16 protein-coding genes are annotated in these 20,363 nt (G+C 74.5%); 6 read left to right on the top strand and 10 right to left on the bottom strand.

Translation table 11 applies throughout. The features are described 5' to 3' along the window. Nucleotides 1-26: 26 nt before the first annotated feature. Nucleotides 27-452, top strand: coding sequence for a DUF6924 domain-containing protein (locus ACGF1Z_RS02830; RefSeq protein ID WP_392999172.1), 426 nt, complete (start codon nucleotides 27-29; stop codon nucleotides 450-452). Between the two features lie 3 nt (nucleotides 453-455). Here ACGF1Z_RS02830 and ACGF1Z_RS02835 read toward each other — a convergent pair whose 3' ends face one another. From ACGF1Z_RS02835 to ACGF1Z_RS02845, 3 genes are all read right to left on the bottom strand, one after another. Further along, on the bottom strand, nucleotides 456-1,112 hold the full coding sequence (locus ACGF1Z_RS02835; protein ID WP_392999174.1) for an alpha-ketoglutarate-dependent dioxygenase AlkB: 657 nt from the start codon (nucleotides 1,110-1,112) through the stop codon (nucleotides 456-458). A 35-nt stretch (nucleotides 1,113-1,147) separates the two neighbouring features. Beyond that, nucleotides 1,148-2,029, bottom strand: coding sequence for an NmrA family NAD(P)-binding protein (locus tag ACGF1Z_RS02840; protein ID WP_392999176.1), 882 nt, complete (start codon nucleotides 2,027-2,029; stop codon nucleotides 1,148-1,150). A 127-nt stretch (nucleotides 2,030-2,156) separates the two neighbouring features. Continuing rightward, nucleotides 2,157-3,524, bottom strand: coding sequence for an aldehyde dehydrogenase family protein (locus ACGF1Z_RS02845; protein ID WP_392999178.1), 1,368 nt, complete (start codon nucleotides 3,522-3,524; stop codon nucleotides 2,157-2,159). 153 nt (nucleotides 3,525-3,677) lie between these two features. Here ACGF1Z_RS02845 and ACGF1Z_RS02850 point away from each other — a divergent pair, with 153 nt between their 5' ends. The 5 genes from ACGF1Z_RS02850 to ACGF1Z_RS02870 are packed head-to-tail and all read left to right on the top strand — an operon-like array spanning nucleotide 3,678 to nucleotide 9,380. Further along, a complete protein-coding gene (locus ACGF1Z_RS02850) occupies nucleotides 3,678-5,426 on the top strand; it encodes an ABC transporter substrate-binding protein (protein WP_392999180.1) in 1,749 nt (582 codons plus the stop codon). A 9-nt stretch (nucleotides 5,427-5,435) separates the two neighbouring features. Next, on the top strand, nucleotides 5,436-6,380 hold the full coding sequence (locus ACGF1Z_RS02855) for an ABC transporter permease (protein WP_392999182.1): 945 nt from the start codon (nucleotides 5,436-5,438) through the stop codon (nucleotides 6,378-6,380). Further along, nucleotides 6,377-7,363: an ABC transporter permease gene (locus ACGF1Z_RS02860; RefSeq protein ID WP_392999184.1), complete on the top strand. Its 987-nt coding sequence runs from the start codon at nucleotides 6,377-6,379 to the stop codon at nucleotides 7,361-7,363. The genes ACGF1Z_RS02855 and ACGF1Z_RS02860 overlap by 4 nt, the downstream gene beginning before the upstream one ends. Then, nucleotides 7,363-8,382 (top strand): ABC transporter ATP-binding protein, encoded by a 1,020-nt coding sequence (locus ACGF1Z_RS02865; RefSeq protein WP_392999186.1) that lies wholly within the window; start codon nucleotides 7,363-7,365, stop codon nucleotides 8,380-8,382. Before ACGF1Z_RS02860 ends, ACGF1Z_RS02865 begins: the two co-directional genes overlap by 1 nt. A 20-nt stretch (nucleotides 8,383-8,402) precedes the next feature. Beyond that, nucleotides 8,403-9,380 carry an ABC transporter ATP-binding protein gene (locus tag ACGF1Z_RS02870; RefSeq protein ID WP_392999188.1) on the top strand — a complete coding sequence of 326 codons (978 nt, stop codon included), beginning with the start codon at nucleotides 8,403-8,405 and terminating at the stop codon, nucleotides 9,378-9,380. Nucleotides 9,381-9,449: 69 nt separating this feature from the next. On the opposite strand, the gene ACGF1Z_RS02875 is transcribed toward ACGF1Z_RS02870, so the two are convergent. From ACGF1Z_RS02875 to ACGF1Z_RS02905, 7 genes are all read right to left on the bottom strand, one after another. Further along, nucleotides 9,450-11,117 (bottom strand): carbohydrate binding domain-containing protein, encoded by a 1,668-nt coding sequence (locus tag ACGF1Z_RS02875; RefSeq protein WP_392999190.1) that lies wholly within the window; start codon nucleotides 11,115-11,117, stop codon nucleotides 9,450-9,452. Between the two features lie 83 nt (nucleotides 11,118-11,200). Next, nucleotides 11,201-12,157 (bottom strand): LCP family protein, encoded by a 957-nt coding sequence (locus ACGF1Z_RS02880; RefSeq protein WP_392999192.1) that lies wholly within the window; start codon nucleotides 12,155-12,157, stop codon nucleotides 11,201-11,203. A gap of 706 nt (nucleotides 12,158-12,863) precedes the next feature. After that, nucleotides 12,864-13,523: a hypothetical protein gene (locus ACGF1Z_RS02885; protein ID WP_392999194.1), complete on the bottom strand. Its 660-nt coding sequence runs from the start codon at nucleotides 13,521-13,523 to the stop codon at nucleotides 12,864-12,866. Between the two features lie 625 nt (nucleotides 13,524-14,148). Further along, on the bottom strand, nucleotides 14,149-16,758 hold the full coding sequence (locus ACGF1Z_RS02890) for an ABC transporter permease (RefSeq protein ID WP_392999196.1): 2,610 nt from the start codon (nucleotides 16,756-16,758) through the stop codon (nucleotides 14,149-14,151). Nucleotides 16,759-16,820: 62 nt separating this feature from the next. Beyond that, nucleotides 16,821-17,600 (bottom strand): ABC transporter ATP-binding protein, encoded by a 780-nt coding sequence (locus ACGF1Z_RS02895; protein WP_392999198.1) that lies wholly within the window; start codon nucleotides 17,598-17,600, stop codon nucleotides 16,821-16,823. A 265-nt stretch (nucleotides 17,601-17,865) separates the two neighbouring features. Beyond that, entirely contained in the window at nucleotides 17,866-18,546 is a 681-nt protein-coding gene (locus tag ACGF1Z_RS02900; protein WP_392999200.1) for a response regulator, read from the bottom strand. Further along, complete coding sequence (locus ACGF1Z_RS02905; RefSeq protein WP_392999202.1) at nucleotides 18,543-20,192, bottom strand: sensor histidine kinase; 1,650 nt, start codon at nucleotides 20,190-20,192, stop codon at nucleotides 18,543-18,545. The genes ACGF1Z_RS02900 and ACGF1Z_RS02905 overlap by 4 nt, the downstream gene beginning before the upstream one ends. Nucleotides 20,193-20,363: the final 171 nt, after the last annotated feature.

The following is a 20,363-nucleotide window of genomic DNA, read 5'->3' on the forward strand; positions in this document are numbered from 1 at the left end:
CGGCAGGGGATGGGATGATCCACGCTATGGCCCTTCCCCAGCCCGAGGACCTCACCTCGCTCGTCCTGCGCACCGACTTCGCCGACGAGAGCGCCTGGGACGCCCTGTGTGCGGCGTTCGACGCGCTGGACGACCACCGGCACGCGACCTGCGTGAGCGACCGGCGGTTCGCGGGGGCGGAGGGGGCGGGGCTGGCCGAGGAGGACGGTGCGGCCGAGGAGGACGAGCGGGTGTTCCACGTCTTCCTCGCGGACGCGGCCGCCCTCGCCGACCCCTCGTATCCGTTGCTCGCCGTGGATCTGGAGGACGAACCGGGGCGGACGTTCCGGGTGCCGCTGCGGTGGTTCGCGGACGTGTCGGCGAACCTGAGCCTGGCGAACATGGACTTCGCCGAGTTCGCGGACGTGGCCGACGACGAGGGCGGAACGTTCCGGGGGTACGGGGACGCGTAGGGCTCAGCGCACCCCGCGGGGGCGGAACTGGACGCTGATGCGCGGGCCGACGGCGCGGGTGGTCTTGGGGACCGCGTGTTCCCAGGTGCGCTGGCAGGAGCCGCCCATGACCAGGAGGTCTCCGTGGCCGGACGGGAGACGGAGGGCGACCGGTCCGCCGCCGCGGGGGCGGAAGGCGAGGTCACGCGGGTCGCCGAGGGCGAGGATCGCGACCATCGTGTCCTGGGTGGCGGAGCGGCCCGTACGGTCGCCGTGCCAGGCGACGCTGTCGCGCCCGTCCCGGTAGAGACACAGGCCGGCCGTGGCGAAGGGCTCGCCCAGCTCGGCGGCGTAATGGGCGCCGAGCGCGTCGCGGGCCTCGACGAGGGCGGGGTGCGGGAGCGGGGCGCCCTCGCGGTAGTGGGCGAGGAGGCGGGGGACGGCGACGACGTTGTCGTACATCCGCCGTTCCTCGGCCTGCCAGGGCACGCCCGTCACGAGCTCCTCGAACAGCGCGTCGGCGCCGTGCAGCCAGCCGGGGAGGTGGTCGACCCAGGCGCCGTCGCCCAGCTCGGTGCGCCGGACGCCCGCCAGGGGGCCGGGCCCGATGTCCGCGCCCTGGTCGAAGAGGGAGCCCTGGAGGCCGGGGATGTCCGGGATGCCGGGTCGTGCCGCTGTCATGGGGACCAGCCTACCCCGACAATCGAACACACGAGCTAATCGGTGGGGAGCAGGTGCCGGTAGCTCCTCGGGTGGGCGGCCAGGAAGTCATCGAAGGACTGCGGCGGGTGCCCGGTGAGGGCGCGGACGTCGTCGGACACGTCGTCCATCTCGCCGGCGGCGACCGCCTCGTACGAGGTGACCCAGCCCTCCACCTCCCAGTCGGGTGCGTCGTGGACGGCGCGCGAGGCGTAGGCCTCGTCCCGCGTCTCGGGGACGTAGGTGACCGTGCGGCCGCTCGCCCGGCTCAGGGCGGCGGCGATCTCGGCGAAGCTCAGCGCCTCCGGGCCGGTCATGTCGTACGTGGCACTGTCGTGCTCGTGGCCCGTGGCGAGCAGCACGGCCGCGGCCGCGTCGGCGATGTCGTCGTGGGTGACCGCCGCGACGCGGCCGTCCCCGGCCGGCCCGCGCAGCACGCCCTCGGGGGAGGTCATCGCGGCCAGGTCGGCCTGGTAGGTGCTGTCGCGCAGGAAGGTGAAGGCCACGCCGGTGGAGCGGATGTGCTGCTCGGTGTGCCAGTGGTCGCGGGCGTAGGTGAACGTCGCGTGGGGTGCGGCGTTGAGGTAGGAGAGGTAGACGATCCGCCGGACCCCGGCGGCCACGGCGGCGTCCACGGCGGTGGCGTGGGCCCTGACCCGGCCCGGTCCCTCGTGGGCGGAGACGAGGAAGAGCGTGCCCGCCCCGTCGAGCGCGGCCCGCATCGCGTCGGCGTCGTCGTAGGACGCCGTCCTCGTGTCCTCGGCCGGCAGCGCGGCCAGCCTTTCCGGGTCGCGTCCGAGCGCGCGCACCGGCGCGCCCGCGTCGACGAGGAGGCCGGTGACGCGCCGGCCGACGCGGCCGGTGGCGCCGGTGACGGCGACGAGTGCGCTCACGGGCATGGTCGCCCCCAGGGTCGTGGCATGAAGGGAAGTGGATCCCCTCCATGCTCCGACGGCCCCGGTCCGGCCGCCATCGGAACCGCGGCCCCGGCACGCCCGGCTCCCGCGCCCGCCCGCCGCACGGGATCTACGACGCCCCGGCCGGTGCCAGCGTGTAGGTGCGCGAGGACGTGTAGAAGTCCAGTGCGGCCCGGCCCTGCTCACGCGGGCCGTGGCTGGAGGCCTTGGCTCCGCCGAAGGGCAGGTGGAAGTCGACCCCGGTGGTGGGGGCGTTGATCCGGATCATGCCGGTGTCGAGGCGGTCGAGGCCGTGCAGGGCGGCGCCCAGGTCGGCGGTGTGGACGGAGGTGACGAGGCCGTAGCGGGCCGCGTTGGTGATCCGTACGGCGTGGTCGAGGTCTCGGGCGGGAAGCAGTGCGGCCACGGGACCGAAGACCTCCTCGCGCAGCAGCCGGTGGCCCGGGCCGGCCTTCTCGACGAGGGTCGGCGCCGCGTACCAGCCGGGGGCGTCCGGCACGGTGCCGCCGGCGAGGACGGACAGGCCCTGCCAGGCGGCGGTGGTGGCCTCGCGGGCGGCCTCGGTGATGAGCGGCCCGCACACGGTGGCCGCCTCGGCGGGGTCGCCCACGGACACCGCCCGCAGTGCCTCGGCGAGGGCCTCGCGCAGCGGGTCGAGGGCGGCGCCGACGGCGACGACGCGGCTGGTCGCGGTGCACTTCTGCCCGGCGTATCCGGCGACGGAGGCGGCGATGTGGGCCGCCGCCTGGGCGATGTCGGCGTCCGGGAGCACGACGGCCGCGTTGAGGCCGCCCATCTCGGCCTGGACCGGGATGCCCCGGGCGCCCGCGGAGCGCACCACGGCCCGGCCGACGGCGGAGGAACCGGTGAAGGAGACGACGTCGGCGGCGGAGACGAGCGCGCCGCCCTCGGTGGCGCCGCCGGGGACGACGGTGAACACGCCCTCGGGCAGGACCTCCTGGGCGATCTCGGCGAACCGCAGCGCGCAGGCGGTGGCCTCGGGTGCGGGCTTGAGGACGACGGCGTTTCCGGCGGCGAGCGCCGGGGCGGCCTTCCAGCCGGGAATGGCGAAGGGGAAGTTCCACGGCGTGATGAGCGCGGCGACGCCGTGCGGGCGGCGCCGGGTGAGCAGCAGGCCGGGTCCGGCCGCGGTGTCGTGGACGGCTCCGGTGGCCTCGTAGGGGGCCTGGGCGTAGTAGCGCCAGATGGCGGCGGTACGGGCGACCTCGGCGCGCGCCTCGGCCAGCGGCTTGCCGACCTCGCGTACGGCGAGCGCGGCGAGTTCGGCGCTCGCGGCCTCGACGGCGGCGGCCACGGCGCCCAGGGCCGCGGAGCGGGCGGCGGCCCCGCCGTCGGCCCAGTCGGCCTGGGCGGCGCGGGCCCGTTCGACGGCGTCGGCGGCGGCGAAGGCGCCGGGGGCGGGGAGGTCGACGAGGACGTCGGCCGGGTCGGCGGGGTTGCGGGAGACGACGCTCATGCGGCGAACCTTCTCTGTGGTGTCCGAGGGCTTGCGCAGTACAATTTCACATTACTATTTTACAGGTCACATTTTCAGCCCTGCCGCGCTCGACGCCTCGCGTCCCGACACGGCGTACGGCTGTCCGAACTCTGCACTCGGAAGTGACTCCTGATGGACAAGCACCCCCGAAACGCCCTCGCCGTGGCCGTACTGACGGCCCTCACCCTCGGCGCCACCGCCTGCTCCGGCCCCGGCGGCGGGGCCGGCGGCCACACCGGCGCCAACCCCGCGACCGGCAACAACGGCCGGACCGTGGGCGGCACCCCGGTGAAGGGCGGCACCCTGACCGTGCTGTCCAACCAGGACTTCACCCATCTCGACCCGGCCCGCAACTGGGTGATGGGCGACATGGACTTCGGCACCCGCCTGCTCTACCGGACCCTGCTCACCTACAAGGCGGAACCAGGCGTCAAGGGAGCCGAGTTGGCCCCCGATCTCGCCGAGGACCTCGGGACCCCGTCCAACGGGGCCAAGACCTGGACCTTCCGACTGAAGAAGGGCCTGAAGTACGAGGACGGCTCCCCCGTCACCGCGCAGGACGTCAAGTACAACGTGGAGCGGTCCTTCTCCCCCGAGCTGCCCGGCGGCCCGGACTACGCCGCCCGCTACCTCGCCGGGGCCGAGGGCTACCGGGGCCCCGCCGGCGGCCGGCACCTCGACTCGATCAGGACGCCCGACGACCGGACCGTCGTCTTCGAACTCCGCACGCCCTTCGCCGAGTTCCCCTACGCGACCGTGCTGCCCTCGTTCGCCCCGGTGCCCAGGTCCCGGGACAGGGGCCCCCAGTACGACAACCGCCCCTTCTCCTCGGGCCCCTACAAGATCGAGTCCTACGCCCGTGACAAGCAGCTCACCCTCGTCCGCAACCCGCACTGGGACCCCGCCACGGACACCGTGCGCAAGGCCTATCCCGACCGGATCGTCGTGACCATGGGGCTCAAGGCCAACCAGATCGACGACCGGCTCGTCTCGGCCGCGGGCGCCGACGCGTCGGCCGTCCCCTGGGACAAACTCCGCCCCGAGAGCACCCCCAAGGTGCTCACCAGGCCGGAGGTCCGGTCGCGGCTCCTCGCCGAATCCACCAACTGCACCGAGATGGTGCAGATGCACACCGGCCGCGCCCCCTTCGACGACGTACGGGTGCGCAAGGCGGTCCAGTACGCCCTCGACCGCGAGGCCGTCCTCACCGCCTCCGGCGGCCCCGCGCTCAACGACCCGGCCACCGCTCTGATGCCCGGCTCCCTCTTCACCGGCGGCAAGCAGCCCGACACCCTGAAGATCCCGCTCCGGGGCGACGTGGACAAGGCCCGGCAGCTCCTCGCGGAGGCCGGGAAGCCCGACGGCTTCAGCACCCGGATCACCGTCTCCAACGGGGACAAGGGCGTCGCCGAGGCGGTCCAGCAGTCCCTCGGCCGCGCCGGGATCAAGGTCGTCATCGAGACCGTCGACCCCTCGGCCTTCTACGACACCATCGGCGACACCGGGAACCGCACCGACCTCGTCTACACCGGCTGGTGTCCCGACTACCCGTCCGGGTCCACCTTCCTCCCCTTCGTCTTCGACGGCCGCTACATCAAGGAGAAGGGCAACTCCGGCAACCACTCCCTCTTCCGCGACCCGGCCACCATGAAGCGCATGGACGAGATCGCGGCGATGACCGACGCCGCGCGGGCGAACAAGGCCTGGCAGGAACTCGACGGACAGATCCTCGCCAAGGCCCCCACCGCGCCCGCGGTCGTCGAGCGCAGGCCGCTGCTCGTCGGCTCCAACATCGCCGGCGCCTTCGGCCACACCTCCTACGGCGGTCAGCTCGACTACGCGACGGTCGGCCTCAAGGACCCCGCCAAGAGCGGCAGCTGACGCGCCGTCATGACCACCGTCACCACTCCCGCACCGGCCGCCCGGCGGACCCCCGCGCCCGCCGGGCCCTGGCGGCTCGCCCGGGCCGAGCTCCGCCGCCGCCCCTCCGCCCTGGTCGCCCTCGGCGTCGTCGTGCTCTTCGCGATCACGGCCCTGACCGCCCCGCTGCTCAGCGCCCTGGGCGGCTGGCGCCCCGACGAGTTCGACCCATCGGCCGTCGACCCCTACCTGGGCGGGCTGCCGCTCGGTCCGCTCGGCGGGGTCTCCGCCGAGCACTGGCTCGGGGTCGAGCCCGTCACCGGCCGCGACCTCTTCGCCCGGGTCGTGCACGGCGCCCAGGTCTCGCTGCTCATCGCCTTCGCCGCGACCGGCATCGTGGTCCTCGCCGGGGTCGCGGCGGGCGTCACGGCCGGCTACTTCGGCGGCCGCGTCGACACCGTGCTGTCCCGGCTCATGGACCTCACCATGTCCTTCCCCTCCCTCATCTTCATGATCGCGATGATGTCCGTGGCCAGGGACGTCGACCGGACCGTGCTGATGATCCTGGTCATCGGGCTCTTCGGCTGGCCCGGCATCGCCCGGATCGTGCGCGGCCAGACGCTGTCGCTGAGACACCGCGAGTACGTGGACGCCGCCCGCGTCAGCGGCGCCTCCGACTGGCGCATCCTCACCCGGGACGTGCTGCCCGGAGTGGCCGGCCCCGTCATCGCGTACACCACCCTGATCGTCCCCGGGATGATCGCCACCGAGGCCGCCCTCAGCTACCTCGGCGTCGGGGTGCGCCCACCCACCCCCTCCTGGGGGCAGATGATCGCCGAGAGCGTCGCCTTCTACGACACGGACCCCGTGTACTTCGCGGTGCCGAGCCTCTGCCTCTTCCTCACCGTCCTCGCGTTCACCCTGCTCGGCGACGCGCTGCGGGACGTGTTCGACCCTCGGGGAGGCCGGGCGTGATCCGCTACCTCGGGCGCCGGATCCCGGGCGTGCTCGGCGTCCTCCTCGCCGTCGCCGCCATCACCTTCGTGATCTTCTACGTGCTGCCCTCCGACCCGGCCGCGGCCGCCTGCGGGAAGTCGTGCAGCACGGAACGGCTCGCCGCGATCCGCGCCCACATGGGGCTCGACCAGCCGCTGTGGCGTCAGTTCGCCGACTTCGTGACCGGGATCTTCACCGGCCGCACGGTCGGCAGCGGCCCGTACGCGCTGCGGTGCGACTTCCCGTGCCTGGGCTACTCGTACGAGAGCAGCCAGCCCGTCTGGGACCTGCTCGTCGACCGCCTGCCGGTGTCCGCCTCGCTCGCCGTGGGCGCGGCCGTGCTGTGGCTGGTGCTCGGCCTGGGCGCCGGGGTCACGGCGGCCCTGCGCAAGGACACCCTGACCGACCGGGCGCTGATGGTCGGCGCGGTCGCGGCCGCCTCGCTGCCCGTCTACTTCACCTCGGTGATGCTGATCTACGGTCTGATCCGGGTGACCGGCCTGCTGCCCTATCCGCAGTACGTGCCGTTCGGCGCCGACCCGGTCTCCTGGGCGACGAACCTGCTGCTGCCGTGGCTGGCGCTGGCCGTCCTGTACGCCGCCATGTACGCCCGGCAGAGCCGGAGTTCGATGATCGAGTCGATGGCGGAGCCGTACGTCCGCACCGCGCGGGCCAAGGGTCTGCCGCGACGGACGGTGGTGGTCAAGCACGGCCTGCGGGCCGGGATGACGCCGATCCTCACCCTCTTCGGGATGGACCTCGGCGGGCTCCTGGCCGGCGCGGTGATCACCGAGTCGCTCTTCGGCCTCCCGGGCGTCGGGCGGCTCTTCTACGGGGCGCTCGCCACCGGCGACCAGCCGGTGATCCTCGGGGTGACGCTGCTCGCGGCCGCCTTCATCGTCGTCGCCAACCTGTGCGTCGACCTGCTCTACGCCGTCGTCGACCCGCGAGTGAGGTACTGATGCCCGACGCAAGGACGCCCGGTCCCCCACCCCTCCTCTCGGTCCGGGACCTGACGGTCGTGTTCCCCACCCGCCACGGGCCCGTACGCGCCGTGGACGCCCTCTCCTTCGACGTGCCGCGCGGCCGGACCCTCGGCATCGTCGGCGAGTCCGGCTCCGGGAAGTCCGTCACCTCGCTGGCGGTGATGGGCCTGCACACCGGCGCCGAGGTCGCCGGCTCGGTCGGACTCGACGGACGGGAGCTGGTCGGGCTGCCGGAACGGGAGCTGAACCGGCTGCGTGGCCGGCGGATGGCGATGATCTTCCAGGACCCGCTGTCCAGCCTGCACCCGTACTACACCGTCGGCGAGCAGATCGCCGAGCACCACCGGGTGCACTTCGGCTCCCGCCGGGCGGTCGCCCGGCGGCTGGCGGTCGACGCCCTCGCCGAGGTCGGCATCCCCGAGCCCCGGCGGCGGGCCGGCGAGTATCCGCACCAGTTCTCCGGCGGCATGCGGCAGCGCGCGATGATCGCGGCGGCGCTCGTCTGCGAGCCGGACCTGCTCATCGCCGACGAGCCGACCACGGCACTGGACGTCACCGTGCAGGCGCAGATCCTGGAGCTGATCGCCCGGGTGCAGCAGGACCGCGGTCTCGCCGTCGTCATGATCACCCACGATCTGGGGGTGGTGGCGCGGGTCGCCCACGAGGTGCTGGTGATGTACGGCGGGCGCGCGGCCGAACAGGCCCCGGTGGACGCACTGTTCGCGGCTCCCGCGCACCCCTACACCCGCGGGCTGCTCGACTCGCTGCCCCGGCTCGACGACCGGGACGACGCTCCGCTGCGGGCCATCCCCGGCTCCCCGCCGTCCCTCCTCGACCCCGCGCCGGGCTGCGCGTTCACGCCCCGCTGCCCGCGCGCGGCCCTCGGCACGGGGACGGAACGGGACCGGTGCGCGGTCGAACGCCCGGTCCTCTCCGGCCCCGCCGCCCACCCGGTGGCCTGCCACTTCCCCGCGTACGAAGGCGTCACTCCGTGAACACACCGAGCACAGCGGCCATGTCCCCTCTTCTCTCCGTGCGCGACCTGACGATGACCTTCCCGGGACGCGGCCGGCGCGCCGCCCGGGTGCGGGCCGTCGACGGCGTGTCCTTCGACATCGCCGAGGGCGAGGCCCTGGGCCTGGTCGGCGAGTCCGGCTGCGGCAAGTCGACGACCGGGCGGATGATCGTCCGGCTGCTCGAACCGACCTCGGGCTCCGTCACGTACGACGGACGCGAGATCGGCCGGCTCCCGCAACGGGCGCTGAAGCCGCTGCGGCGCGAGCTCCAGATGGTGTTCCAGGACCCGCACTCCTCGCTCAACCCGCGCCGCACGGTGGCCCGGATCATCGCCGATCCCCTGCTGGTCCAGGGCAGTTCGGCCGCGGCGGCGCGGGAGCGGGCGGCGGAGCTGATGGAGCTGGTGGGGCTGATCCCGGAGCATCTGGACCGCTTTCCGCACGAGTTCTCCGGCGGCCAGGCCCAGCGCATCGGCATCGCCCGCGCTCTGGCCACGGGGCCGCGCCTGGTCGTCGCCGACGAGCCGGTCTCGGCGCTCGACGTGTCCGTCCAGGCCCAGATCGTCAATCTGATGGAGCGGCTCCGGACCGAACTCGGCCTCGCGTACCTCTTCATCGCCCACGATCTGTCGGTGGTACGACGCGTGTGCGACCGGGTCGCGGTGATGTACCTGGGCCGGATCGTGGAGATCGGGCCGAAGGAGCAGGTGTACGGGGCGCCCGCGCATCCCTACACGCGGGCGCTGCTGTCGGCGGTGCCGCTGCCCGACCCGGCGGCGGAGCGGGCGCGGGAGCGGATCACCCTGCTCGGCGATCCGCCGAGCCCGGCCGCGCCGCCGCCGGGCTGCACCTTCCATCCCCGGTGTCCGAAGGCCCGGGAGATCTGCCGGCAGGAGCCTCCCCTGCTGCGGATCACCGCGGCAGGGGAGGCGAGGGAGGTGGCCTGCCACTTCCCGGAGGTCCCGGCGTCGGACTGAACGGGACGCCGACGCCGGGCCCGTCCTTCGGGCCGCGCCGGTCTCACGGCCCGGCCCGGAGGACACGTCCTACCCGGTGAACCCGGCGGTGATCTTCGTGAACTGCCAGTCGGTCTGGCTGATGCCGGAGCAGTTCTCGACGACTCCGCCGCCGGGGCAGCCGCGGTCGCGGTTGACGGACCAGAAGGCGAGCCGGGCGATGTGGTTGCTGTTGGCCCAGTCGCGGATCTGCGTCCAGGTGGCCGGCGTGGTGGTCTCCTGCTGGTCGGAGAGACCGTTCATGCCGGAGATGCCGACGTGGGCGTACGCGGTGGCGTCGTCCCAGCCGTAGACCGCCTTCAGCTTGTTCTTCAGGCCGTTGGCGGCGTTGACGGTGCTGCCGTACATGTCGGCGCCGCCGCCGAAGTCGAAGGGCATGATCGTGAACACGTCGATGTTCGCGCCGAGCGCCTTGGACTGCTCGATGAGCCGGTTGCCCCAGGAGGTCGGGCCGGTCGTCGAGGTGCCGAAGGTGAGGATGGTCCGCAGGCCGGGGTTGTTCGCCTTGACGATCTTCAGGGCGTTCAGGATGCGGTCCTGGACGACGGCGTTCTCGAACTCGTCGGTGTTCTCGATGTCGACGTCGATCGACTTGAGGCCGTAGGCGTCGATGACCTTCTGGTAGGCGCCCGCGAGCGCCTCGGGCGTCGAGCAGTTGGGCCCGAGCTTGTTGCCCTGCCAGCCGCCGATGGAGGGGACGATGTCGCCGCCCGCGTTGCGGATCGCGGTGATGGTGGACTGGTCGACACCGCCGGTCAGCGGGCGCTGGCCGTCCCAGGCGGGGTTGCAGCCGCCGGAGGAGAGGATGAACGCCATCGTGAAGGTCTTGATGCCGGTGGCGCTCATCACCGCGGTCGCGGACGGCGGGTCGCCCCAGCCGAGGTAGAGGTACGGCGCGGCCTGCTTGAAGCCCGTGCCGCCGCCTCCGCCGGCCTCGGTGGTGACGGTGACGGCGTTGGAGGCCGGGGAGACGTTGCCGGCGGCGTCCCGGGCCTTCACGGTGAAGGTGTACGCGGTGCTCGCGGCCAGGCCGCCGACGGTGGCGCTCGTGCCGGTCACCGTGGAGACCTTCGTGGCGCCCTGGTAGACGTCGTAGCCGGTCACTTTGACGTTGTCGCTCGCGGCACCCCACGACAGGCTCACGCTGGACGCGGTGCGGCCGGTGGACTGGAGGGCCGAGGGCGCGGACGGCGCCTGGGTGTCGCCGCCACCGCCGCCGGGTCCGTCGAGGCTGATGTCGTCGGCGTAGTACGTGCCCTGCCCGTACCAGCCGTGGGTGTAGACGGTCGCGCTGGTCTGGGACGCGCCCGTGGTGAAGGAGAGCGAGAGCTGCTGGTAGGAGCCTGCGGAGGGCGTCCAGGTCGAGCCGCCGCCGTCCACGCCCAGGTAGACGTAGGCGCCGCGGACCCAGCCGGACAGCGTGTAGGGGGTGTTGGGCTGGACGGCGACCGTCTGGGCGCATTTGGCGACGTCGGACGCGCTCGCCGCGCCGGCCAGCGCCTTGGCGCCGCCGTGCACCGGAGTGGACACGACCGAGCCGAGCCCGCCGGTACACGTCCAGCCGGACAGGGTGCCGGACTCGAAGCCCGGGTCGGTCAGCAGATTGGCGGCCTGTGCCGGGGTGGGAACGGCGACGAGGGCAGCCGCGCCGAGCAGCGCCGCGCTCAGCGACGCCGCGAGGCGGTTGCGGATGAGCACCGTACCTCCAAGGGGAGTTGAGGAGGGGAAGCGGTCACAGATTGGACTGGACCAATGCCTTCGTCAAGCCCCCGCCCAAAGCCTCAGTTGGTCGCGGGCCGCAGCCGGTCGATGGGATGGGTGTCCACGTACACCCCCAGCGAGTCGTCCCGGAAGGCCTGCCAGAGGGTCGCGCAGCGCGCCCGGTCGAGGTGGACCACCGACTGTCCCCGCTCCGTTCCGGTGCCCTTGACCGGAGCGTTCATGAAGGTCATGTCCCCTGCCCTCACCTCCCGCAGGTTCCAGACCAGTCGGCGCATCTCGTCGTCCCCGAGGCGCTCGTCGACGGACACCGTCTCGGTGAAGATGTCGAGGGTCTTCTTCAGCTGGAGGGGGTCCTTGAGGGACGCGGAAGTCATCACTTTCTCCAGCAGCGTGCGCAGATAGTTCTGCTGCCGGTGCGTCCGGTCGAAGTCACCGTTGGGCAGGTTCTTGCGCTCGCCGACGTACGCGAGGGCCTCCTCGCCGTCCATGTGCCGCCGCTCGCCGTCGGCCATCAGGATGTCCACGCCGCCGACCGCGTCGGTGAGCTTGCGGAAGCCGTTCCAGTCGATCACGGCGAAGTGGTCGACACGGACGGCGGTGAGCCGCTGCACCGTGTCGATCAGCAGCGGCGGCCCGCCCCAGGAGAAGGCCGCGTTCAGCTTGGCCCGGCCGCGACCGGGGATGTCGACCCACGAGTCGCGCGGCAGCGACACCACGTAGGCGGCGGAGTGGTCGTCCGGTATGTGCACCAGCATCATCGCGTCACTGCGCTGGTCACCGTACTTCCACAGGCTGCCCTTGGCGTCGCTGCCGGTGGTGGGCACGTCCGACCGCGAGTCGAGCCCCATGAGCAGGAAGTTCTGACCGCCCTTGGAGGCCGCGGGCACCGGGGCGTTCACGGGGAAGGTCTGCGGGATCCGCTGCACGCGGCCGGTGTAGTGCTCGTACGCCCAGTAGCCGGCACCGGCGGTGAGCAGCACGGCCGTGACGAAGAGGGCGAGCGCGGAGAGGAGCACCGTCCGCCCCTTCGGCCGGCGGCGACGCCGCACGACACCGGGGCCGGCCCCGTCCGCGGGTTCCGACCCGGCTGCGGTCGCGGGCTCCGGCCCGGCTGCGGTCGCGGGCTCGGGCCCCGGCCCGGCCGCTGGGTCCCACCCGGCTGCGGTCGCGGACTCCGGCCCGGCTGCGGTCGCGGGCTCGGGCCCCGGCGCGGTCGCGTCCACGGGCCCCGGCCTGGTCCCGGGAACGGTCGCGGGCGCGTCTCCGGACTCCGGCCCGGGGGCACGGTCCGGGGTCGGCGGCGGGCCGGGCCGGGGCCCGTCGCCCGTCCGGTTCGAGCCATGCGCCACGGCTCCCGGCTTCTCCCCGCCCGGTGCCCTCGGCTCGGGCACCTGCGCGGCCTCCACCTCCGCGGGCTGCTGCTCCCCCGCCTGCTCGCGTGCGCTCATGGCTACGGCTCCCCCCTGTGCTTCCCCACCCGACTCGCCCCTCCCGAGGCCTACTTCGAGCCACCAGGATGCCCAAGATCGGGCGGTCGCGCGGCGACTCCCGGGAACCGGACGGGAGCGGGACCGGACCCGAGCGCCTGCGAGGCGGGTGCGCGGCCACCGGGGCAGGCGCCCGCGTCCTTCCTCCGGCGACCGCGGCCGGTCGCGGCCGCGTCCCGGGCGACGGCGACGGCCGGCCCGCCGCCGTGACGGCGGGCCGGCCGGGGGGATCCGATCAGCCCGTCACGGTGATCGACTGCGCCGGGTCGGTCGTGTCGGAGATCCGGTAGGTGGCGCTGAAGGTGGCCGACTGGTTGCCCGTCGGGCAGAGGAAGCCGCCCGTGACGGTGGCCGGGACGGGGGCGCCCGAGATCGCCAGCGTGGACGGGGCGCCGTTGGTCCAGGCGCCGTTGACGGCGGTGGGTCCGGCGGGCGAGGCGGTGATGGTGCAGGAGGCGAAGCCGCTGGTCCTGAGGACGACGCCGCCCTTCGGGATGGTGAACCCGCCGGTGGCGGGCGTCCCGTTCTGGGCGGAGAGGGTCCAGGCGCCGTTGGTGGAGTTGGCCGTGACGGTGACGCTCACGCCGACGATGCTGGTGGTGCAGCCGCTGAAACTCGGCGGGTTGACCGGGACGGACACCGGGCCGGCGTCGTTGTAGTTCGCGGGGGCCGCCGGGACCCGGTTGGCGGCGCCGGCCGTCGGCACGGAGGCGGAGACGGTGCAGGTCATGGTCGTGGAGCCGGCGACGAAGGTGGCCTTCCCGGTGAGCTGGGCGGAGAAGGAGTGGCCGGCCGGCTGCAGCGTGGTCGGCGCCGCGGTTTGGGGGCCCGTGGCGCCGAGGGTGAGGACGGCCGCGGCGGCGAGGCCGGTCGCGGAGACGAGCAGCTTGGACATGGGGATCTCCTCGGTGTCGGAGTGTCGGGAGCGAGGAGGTGCGGAGGTGTGCTGCGGACTCGGGGGTGCACGTGCCCGGAGCGGGTGCGGCCCGCACCGCCGGCCCGCGGGCTCGCGGGTGCGGCGCGCGGGTGGGGTGCGGGCGAAGTGACTCGAGAGTAGAACCCGCCGGTAGGGGTGTCCAGGTAGGATTCCCGCCACTACTGACGCTTCATCAGACACCACGCCGCGGCTACCCGCTCGACGCCGCGGGACGTCTGCGGGAGTTCCCGCGCACGGCCGCCGCCGATCGGACCGGACCGGACCGGACCGGACCGGACCGCAGCGAGGCAAAAGGGCGGCGGCCTCCGCTCGGACCGTGTCCAAGGGTGGCAAGGACGCCGGCGCCCCCGGAGCGGAGCCTCGTCCGGGGGCGGCGGTGAGCGGCGATGTCGGCGTACGACGCTCAGGACCGGGGTCCGGGAGCCCCCACGGCTCCCGTCGGTCGTCGACCCCGGTGCCACCGATCCTGCCGTGTCCGGCGCCGGGTTCCGCGATCTTCCGACACGTCCCACCCGATCCGGCGAAGCCGCCCCTCCCCCTTGACGGCCCGTGCGCCCCTCTCGCGCCCCCGCCTCCGGCCGCGTCAGGAATCGGCGACCGCCCGCAGCGGTCCGAGCGCGGCGGCACGGCGGGCGGGTACGGCGGCCGCCGCGGCGCCGACGGCGAGCGAGAGCACGACGAGCAGGGCGAGGGTGCCCCACGGCGGCGAGAACGCGTACTGGGGAATGGCCCCGTTGGCGAGCCCGCTCACCCGCCAGGCCCCGAAGAGGCCGCAGCTCAGCCCGAGCAGCGTCCCGTACCCGGCGACGGTGAGCGATTCGAGCCGGATCATGCGCCGCACGCCGGCGCGGTCCATGCCGAGCGCCCGCAGGACGCCGATCTCACGGGTGCGCTCCGCGACGGACAGGGCGAGCGTGTTGACCATGCCGAGCGCGGAGACGACCACGCCGATGGCGAGCAGTCCGAAGACCAGCGTGATCAGGTCGCCGGCCACACCGGCCTGCTCCTGCACGAGCCGGGTCCGGCTCTGGACCTTCAGCAGGGGGCTGCGGTCGACGGCCTCGCGCAGCCTCTTCTCCAGGTCGGGCGTGGCGGAGCCGGGCCCGGTGGTGGTCACGAGGACCCGCTGGACGGATCCCGCCAGGAAGGCGTAGCGCTGGACGTCGCCGCGGAGGGCGAGGGCGTCCTGAGCGGTGGGGTTGTCCTCGTAGATCCCGACGACGGTGAAGGAGGGCCGGCGGGCGTCGCGACCGGAGCCGGTGCCGGGGGCGGCCGCGCCGGCGCCCGGGCCGATGCCGGCGTCGAGCCGGCCGCCGACGCCGACCCGCTGCTCGCGGGCGAAGCTGCGGGAGACGGCGATCCGGCCGGGCCCGATGTCCTCGGCGGATCCCGCCGTGAAGCGGAGCCGCATGACGTCGCCCACGGTCTCCGGGTCCACGCCGGAGACCTGCCGGACGGAGCCGCCGGCGGAGATGGTGGAGTCGGCGACGGCGGAGGCGGTCGCGACGCCGGGCAGCTCGGCCACCCGCCGGACGGCGCCCGCGTCGATGCCGGTGGTGGTGCCGCGGGTGCCGATGACGTAGTCCGCGGAGAGCCCGGCGGCGGCCTGGGCGTCCAGCGCCCGGCTGGAGGAGTGGTCGATGACGGCCAGGCCGGAGACGAGCGCGGTGCTGATCATCAGGGCGACGGCGGTGGCGGCGGTACGGCGCGGATCGCGCAGCGCGTTGTCCCTGGCGAGGACGCCCGCGACGCCGAGGCGTGCGGTGAGCCGGCCGATGAGACGGATCACCGGGCCCGCCAGAAGGGGCGCCAGCACGATCAGAGCCGTGACGAGGACGCCGCAGCCGAGCATCGCGGTCCGGAGGTTCGCCTCGGAGGCGTCCTGGGCGTCGCTCAGGGAGAGCAGCAGGCCGACGCCGAGCAGCAGCGCGGCCGCGCCGGCGGCGGCACGGAGCCGGGACGGCCCCGCGGCGGACGCGGAGTGCTGCTCGGCGGCGCGCAGGGCCTCGACGGGAGCGATCCGGGCGGCCCGGCGGGAGGGCAGCCAGGCGGCGAGCACCGGGACGCCCACGCCGACGACGAGGGAGGCGAGCACGGGGGCCGGTCCGATGACGAGCGGCCCCTGCGGCACCGGGTCGTCCGCGGTGCCGAGCAGGCCGGGCAGCACGGAGGCGACCCCGAGGCCGAGGGCGAATCCGACGGCGGACGCGACGAGCCCGACCAGGGCGGCCTCGGCGAGCACGGAGCCGACGACCTGGCGGCGGGTGGCGCCGATCGCGCGCAGCAGCGCGATCTCGCGGGAGCGGCGCGTGATGAGCATGGTGAAGGTGTTGACGATGAGGAACGAGCCGATGAAGAGCGACACCACGGCGAAGATCAGGGGCAGCCGGGCGTGGCCGGCGGTCTTGGTGTCGATGAAGACCGCCTGCTGGGCGGCCTTGGCGGCGGCGGTGGTCGCCTCGGCCCGGCCGGCGGGCAGCAACGGCGCGATCCGCCGGGCGAGTTCGGACGCGTCGGCGCCGGCCGTGGCGGACAGGTCGATGCCGGTGTAGCGGCCGGGGGCGGCGAACAGCTTCTGCGCGGTGGCCTTGTCCAGGACGGCGAGGGTGCCGCCGGAGGTGACGCGGGTGTCGTCGGTGGAGACGAGGCCGACCAGCTTCATCCGCAGGACGGGACCGTCGACGGCCAGGCTGACCGTGTCTCCGAGGACATATCCGCCGGCGGCGGCCGTGCCCCGGTCCAGGGCCACCTCCCCGGCCGTGCGGGGGGCGCGTCCGCCGGTCAGCGGGTAGCGCCGGTCCGTACCGTCGGGTCCGGGGACGTACGCGGCGGCCAGCCTGCCCATCGCGTTGTCGGCGTGCATCGGGGAGCCGTCCTTGGCGGCCGTCGTGACCGAGCCGTCGACGGTCGGGCGGGCGGCGGCGACGCCGGGCAGGGCGGCCAGCCGGGCCACGAGCGCGTCGTCGAGGGCGGGGGCGCGCCCGGCGGCGGGGGCGCCCGGCGGATAGGCGGGATCGACGGTGACGGCGACGCCGGCGTAGCTCTTCGCGAAGGAGGCGCGGTAGGCGGCGGTGGTGGTGTCGGCGAAGACGAGAGAGCCGGAGACGAAGGCGACGCCGAGGGCGACCGCGAGGACCGTCGTGATCAGTCGGGCCTGGTGCGCGAGGACGTTGCGCAGGGCTGTTCGCAGCATGGTGAGCTTTCGGAGGAGGAACGGAAGGGGGCGCGGTGTGATCCGGAAGGCGCGGCCCGGCCTCAGGAGGTACGCCCGTGGGCCTCGAAGGCGAGCATGCGGTCCAGGACGGCGCCGGAGCTGGGCCGGTGGAGCTCGTCCACCAGGCGCCCGTCGGCGAGGAACACCACGCGGTCGGCGTGGGCGGCGGCCGCGGGGTCGTGGGTGACCATGACCACGGTCTGGCCGAGTTCGCGGACCGAGTCCCCGAGGAAGCCGAGCACTTCGGCGCCGGCGCGGGAGTCGAGGTTGCCGGTCGGCTCGTCGGCGAACACGATCTCGGGGCGCGAGACCAGGGCCCTGGCCACGGCCACGCGCTGCTGCTGACCGCCGGAGAGCTGGGAGGGCCGGTGCGCGAGCCGCCCCGCGAGCCCTACGGTGCCGACGACGGCGTCCAGCCACGCGGTGTCGGGCCGGCGCCCGGCCAGCCGCAAGGGCAGGGTGATGTTCTCGAGCGCGGTGAGCGTCGGCAGCAGGTTGAAGCCCTGGAACACGAAGCCGACCTTCTCCCGGCGCAGCCGGGTGAGCTCACGGTCGGCCAGTCCGGACAGCTCGACGTCGCCGATGCGCGCCGACCCGGAGCTCACCGCGTCCAGTCCGGCCATGCAGTGCATCAGCGTGGACTTGCCGGACCCGGACGGCCCCATGACCGCGGTGAACCGCCCCCGCGTGAACTCCACGGAGACCTCGTCGAGCGCGGTGACGCGGGTCTCGCCCCTGCCGTAGGTCTTGGTCAGCCCGGTGGCGCGGGCGGCGGGCGGCTCCTTGAGCGCGGTGCGGGAGGAAGGGAGGGACTGTGACATGGCAACTCCGCCTGGCGTGCGACGGCCCGGGAGGAGCTCCGAGGGCCGGGGGGGGACGGATTCATCCTCTGGGCCCTGAGCTGCGAAAAGGTCGTGCTGGAGACGGGACTTGGCCTCTGCCGGAAGGCGGGGGGGCGGCGGGAGGTCCTCTGCCGAAGGGGTGGTGGCGGCAGGGGGCTCTCTGCCGGAAGGCGGAGGGGGAGCGGTCCGTCGTCCGGGCCGCCCGGTCACCGCGAGGGTCGGCGCCCGGTGTCGAACGGCCCGGTCAGGACGCCAGGCCGGTGCGGTGGGCCAGCAGGGCCGCCTGTACGCGGCCCGCCGACCCGGTCTTGTCCAGGATGGCGCCGACGTGGGTCTTGACCGTGCCCGTGCCGATGCCGAGCCGGTCGGCGATGTCCTGGTTCGACAGGCCCTCGCCGAGCATCGCCAGGACCTCGCGTTCGCGCCCGGTGAGGCGGGCGATCCGTTCGTCCGCGGCCGGGCCGCCGGTCTCCCCCGGGTCGGGGGCGCGCAGCATCCGCGCGACGACCGTCCCGGTGACGCCGGGCGAGAGCACCGCGTCACCGGCGGCGGCCGCCCGTACCGCGCTGATCAGCTCCTGCGGTCCGTCGTCCTTCAGGAGGAATCCCGCGGCGCCCTCGCGCAGCGCCCGTACGACGTTGTCGTCGTCGCCGAAGGTCGTGAGCATGACCACGCGGGGCGCGGGGTCGAGGGCGAGCAGCGGGGAGATCGCGGCGAGCCCGTCGCACACCGGCATCCGGATGTCGAGCAGCACCACGTCGGGGTGGTGGGCGGCGGCCAGCTCGACGGCCTGCCGCCCGTCCGCGGCCTCGGCGACGACGTCGATGCCCTCGGCGTGCCGGAGGATCAGGCGCACGCCGTGCCGGATCATCGCCTCGTCGTCGGCGAGCAGGACGCGGACGGGCGGCCGGGTGGTGGCGGTCACGGGGTCTCCCAGGGTGTGGCGTCCCGGACCGACGGGACGGTGAAGCGGTCGATGGCGATGAGGCGTTGTGAGGCGTCGAAGCAGTACCGGGCGACCGTGAGGGCGCCGGAGCGGGACTCGGTGCCGCCGGCGAACGGGTAGACGCAGCCGGCCGTCCCGGCCGGCCGAGGGGGCTCGTGCCCCGTGGCGGCGGCCCGGACGGCCGCGCTGTCCAGGACGCCGGCGGCCGACACCTCGGCGTAGCTCATGCCGACCCGCGGCAGCAGGCGCGGCCCGGCGTCCCGGTGCGGCGTGCTCGCGTACACGAAGGCGACGCCGAGGACCATGAGCACGCTCAGGGCGCCGAGCCCGAGGGCGAGCGTGAGACGGTGCGCGGCGAGGCGTTCGGAGGGGAGCCCGCCGTCGCCCCCGCCCTCGGCCAGGGCGCCTGACGGCCCGTCGGGTCGCCACGGGACGGGCGGCGGGACGGAGACCGGGGTGGCGGCAGGGCCCGGGGCGTCACCGGGCTCGGTCGGCACGCTCGCGTCGACCCGGAAGCCGCCGGCCGGCAGGGGGGCGGCGTCGAGGGTCCCGCCGAGGAGTTCGACGCGCTCGCGGAGTCCGGTGAGCCCGCGGCCGGTGCCGCCGGCGGGTGCGGGCGGCGTGCCCGGGGCGCCGTTGCACACGGTGACCCGGACGTTCCGGTCCTCGTGGGCGACGGTCAGGGTGACGTGCGCGTCGGGCGCGTAGCGGTGCACGTTGGTCAGGCACTCGCGGACGACCCGGTGCACGGCGCGGCGCACCCGGGCCGGCCGGGCGTCGAGGTCGGGCCCGGTCCAGTCGAGGCGTACGGCGATGCCGCCGCCGCGCGACTCGGCCACCAGGGTCTCGATGTCGGCGCGGGTGCCGGTGGCGTCGGTGAGCGCCTCGGACCCGGTGTCCCGGCCGAGCGGCCCGAGCACGCCGAGGGCCTGCCGGAGCTCGCGCAGGGCGGCGCGGGTGGTGCGCCGCACGAGCACGACCTCCTCGCGCAGCTCGGGGTCGGCAGCCTCCAGGGCGAGTTCCAGGCCCCCGGCGTGGAGGGCGATGAGACTGAGCCGGTGTCCGACGAGGTCGTGCATCTCGGCGGCGATGCGGGACCGCTCGTGGATGCGGGCCTCGCTGTCGGCGGACTGCCGGGCCCGCTCGGCCGCGTCCCCGCGCTCGCGCAGCGCCCGTACGAGCCGCCGCTGCTGCCCGTACGCGGTGCCGACCAGCCCGGGGACGACGACGGCGGTCGCGGTGAGCACCAGCCCCAGTGCGAGCCCGTACGGCTGCGCCCCCGGCCCCAGCACGGGCGCGGACAGCGTCGCGGTCCCCACGACGAGCAGGGCCGCCCCGCCGAGCAGCCGGGCCCGCCGTCGCGCCGACACCGTGCGCCGGGCGACGGTGTAGGCGGTCGCGGCGGTCACGGGTCCGACGCCGGGCGCGAGCCCCGTCAGCGCGGCGAGCGCGAGCAGCACGGGCAGGGGAAGACGGCGCCGCAGCGGGAAGATCACGACGCCGACGAGGAGGGCGGACAGCTGCGCGAGCGGGTGGGTCAGGAAGTCGAGGTATCCGACCGCTCCCCACACCCCGAGCCCCGCGAGCCCGACCCCGGCCGTCTCCGCCACGGGCCGGAGTGCCACGGTGGCCGGCTCGTGGGAGGGCCGGTCACGAACGGAAGCGGAGAACGGAGGAGTGCTTACCACGCCGACCAGTATCGGCGCATGCGGTTCGCGGGTTCGTGCACCTCACGGTGGAGCCACTCCTCTGCCGAAGGGCAGAGGGGGCGGATGCGCCTCCGCCCTTCGGCGGAG

It is taken from the genome of Streptomyces sp. NPDC048018, assembly GCF_043202995.1.
GTDB lineage: Bacteria > Actinomycetota > Actinomycetes > Streptomycetales > Streptomycetaceae > Streptomyces.

Coding starts and splice junctions, on each gene's coding strand:
- ACGF1Z_RS02885 (WP_392999194.1), bottom strand. CDS start 13,523: ATGTCCAAGCTGCTCGTCTCCGCGACCGGCCTCGCCGCCGCGGCCGTC.
- ACGF1Z_RS02865 (WP_392999186.1), top strand. CDS start 7,363: ATGCCCGACGCAAGGACGCCCGGTCCCCCACCCCTCCTCTCGGTCCGG.
- ACGF1Z_RS02870 (WP_392999188.1), top strand. CDS start 8,403: ATGTCCCCTCTTCTCTCCGTGCGCGACCTGACGATGACCTTCCCGGGA.
- ACGF1Z_RS02835 (WP_392999174.1), bottom strand. CDS start 1,112: ATGACAGCGGCACGACCCGGCATCCCGGACATCCCCGGCCTCCAGGGC.
- ACGF1Z_RS02830 (WP_392999172.1), top strand. CDS start 27: ATGGCCCTTCCCCAGCCCGAGGACCTCACCTCGCTCGTCCTGCGCACC.
- ACGF1Z_RS02845 (WP_392999178.1), bottom strand. CDS start 3,524: ATGAGCGTCGTCTCCCGCAACCCCGCCGACCCGGCCGACGTCCTCGTC.
- ACGF1Z_RS02895 (WP_392999198.1), bottom strand. CDS start 17,600: ATGTCACAGTCCCTCCCTTCCTCCCGCACCGCGCTCAAGGAGCCGCCC.
- ACGF1Z_RS02890 (WP_392999196.1), bottom strand. CDS start 16,758: ATGCTGCGAACAGCCCTGCGCAACGTCCTCGCGCACCAGGCCCGACTG.
- ACGF1Z_RS02855 (WP_392999182.1), top strand. CDS start 5,436: ATGACCACCGTCACCACTCCCGCACCGGCCGCCCGGCGGACCCCCGCG.
- ACGF1Z_RS02850 (WP_392999180.1), top strand. CDS start 3,678: ATGGACAAGCACCCCCGAAACGCCCTCGCCGTGGCCGTACTGACGGCC.
- ACGF1Z_RS02840 (WP_392999176.1), bottom strand. CDS start 2,029: ATGCCCGTGAGCGCACTCGTCGCCGTCACCGGCGCCACCGGCCGCGTC.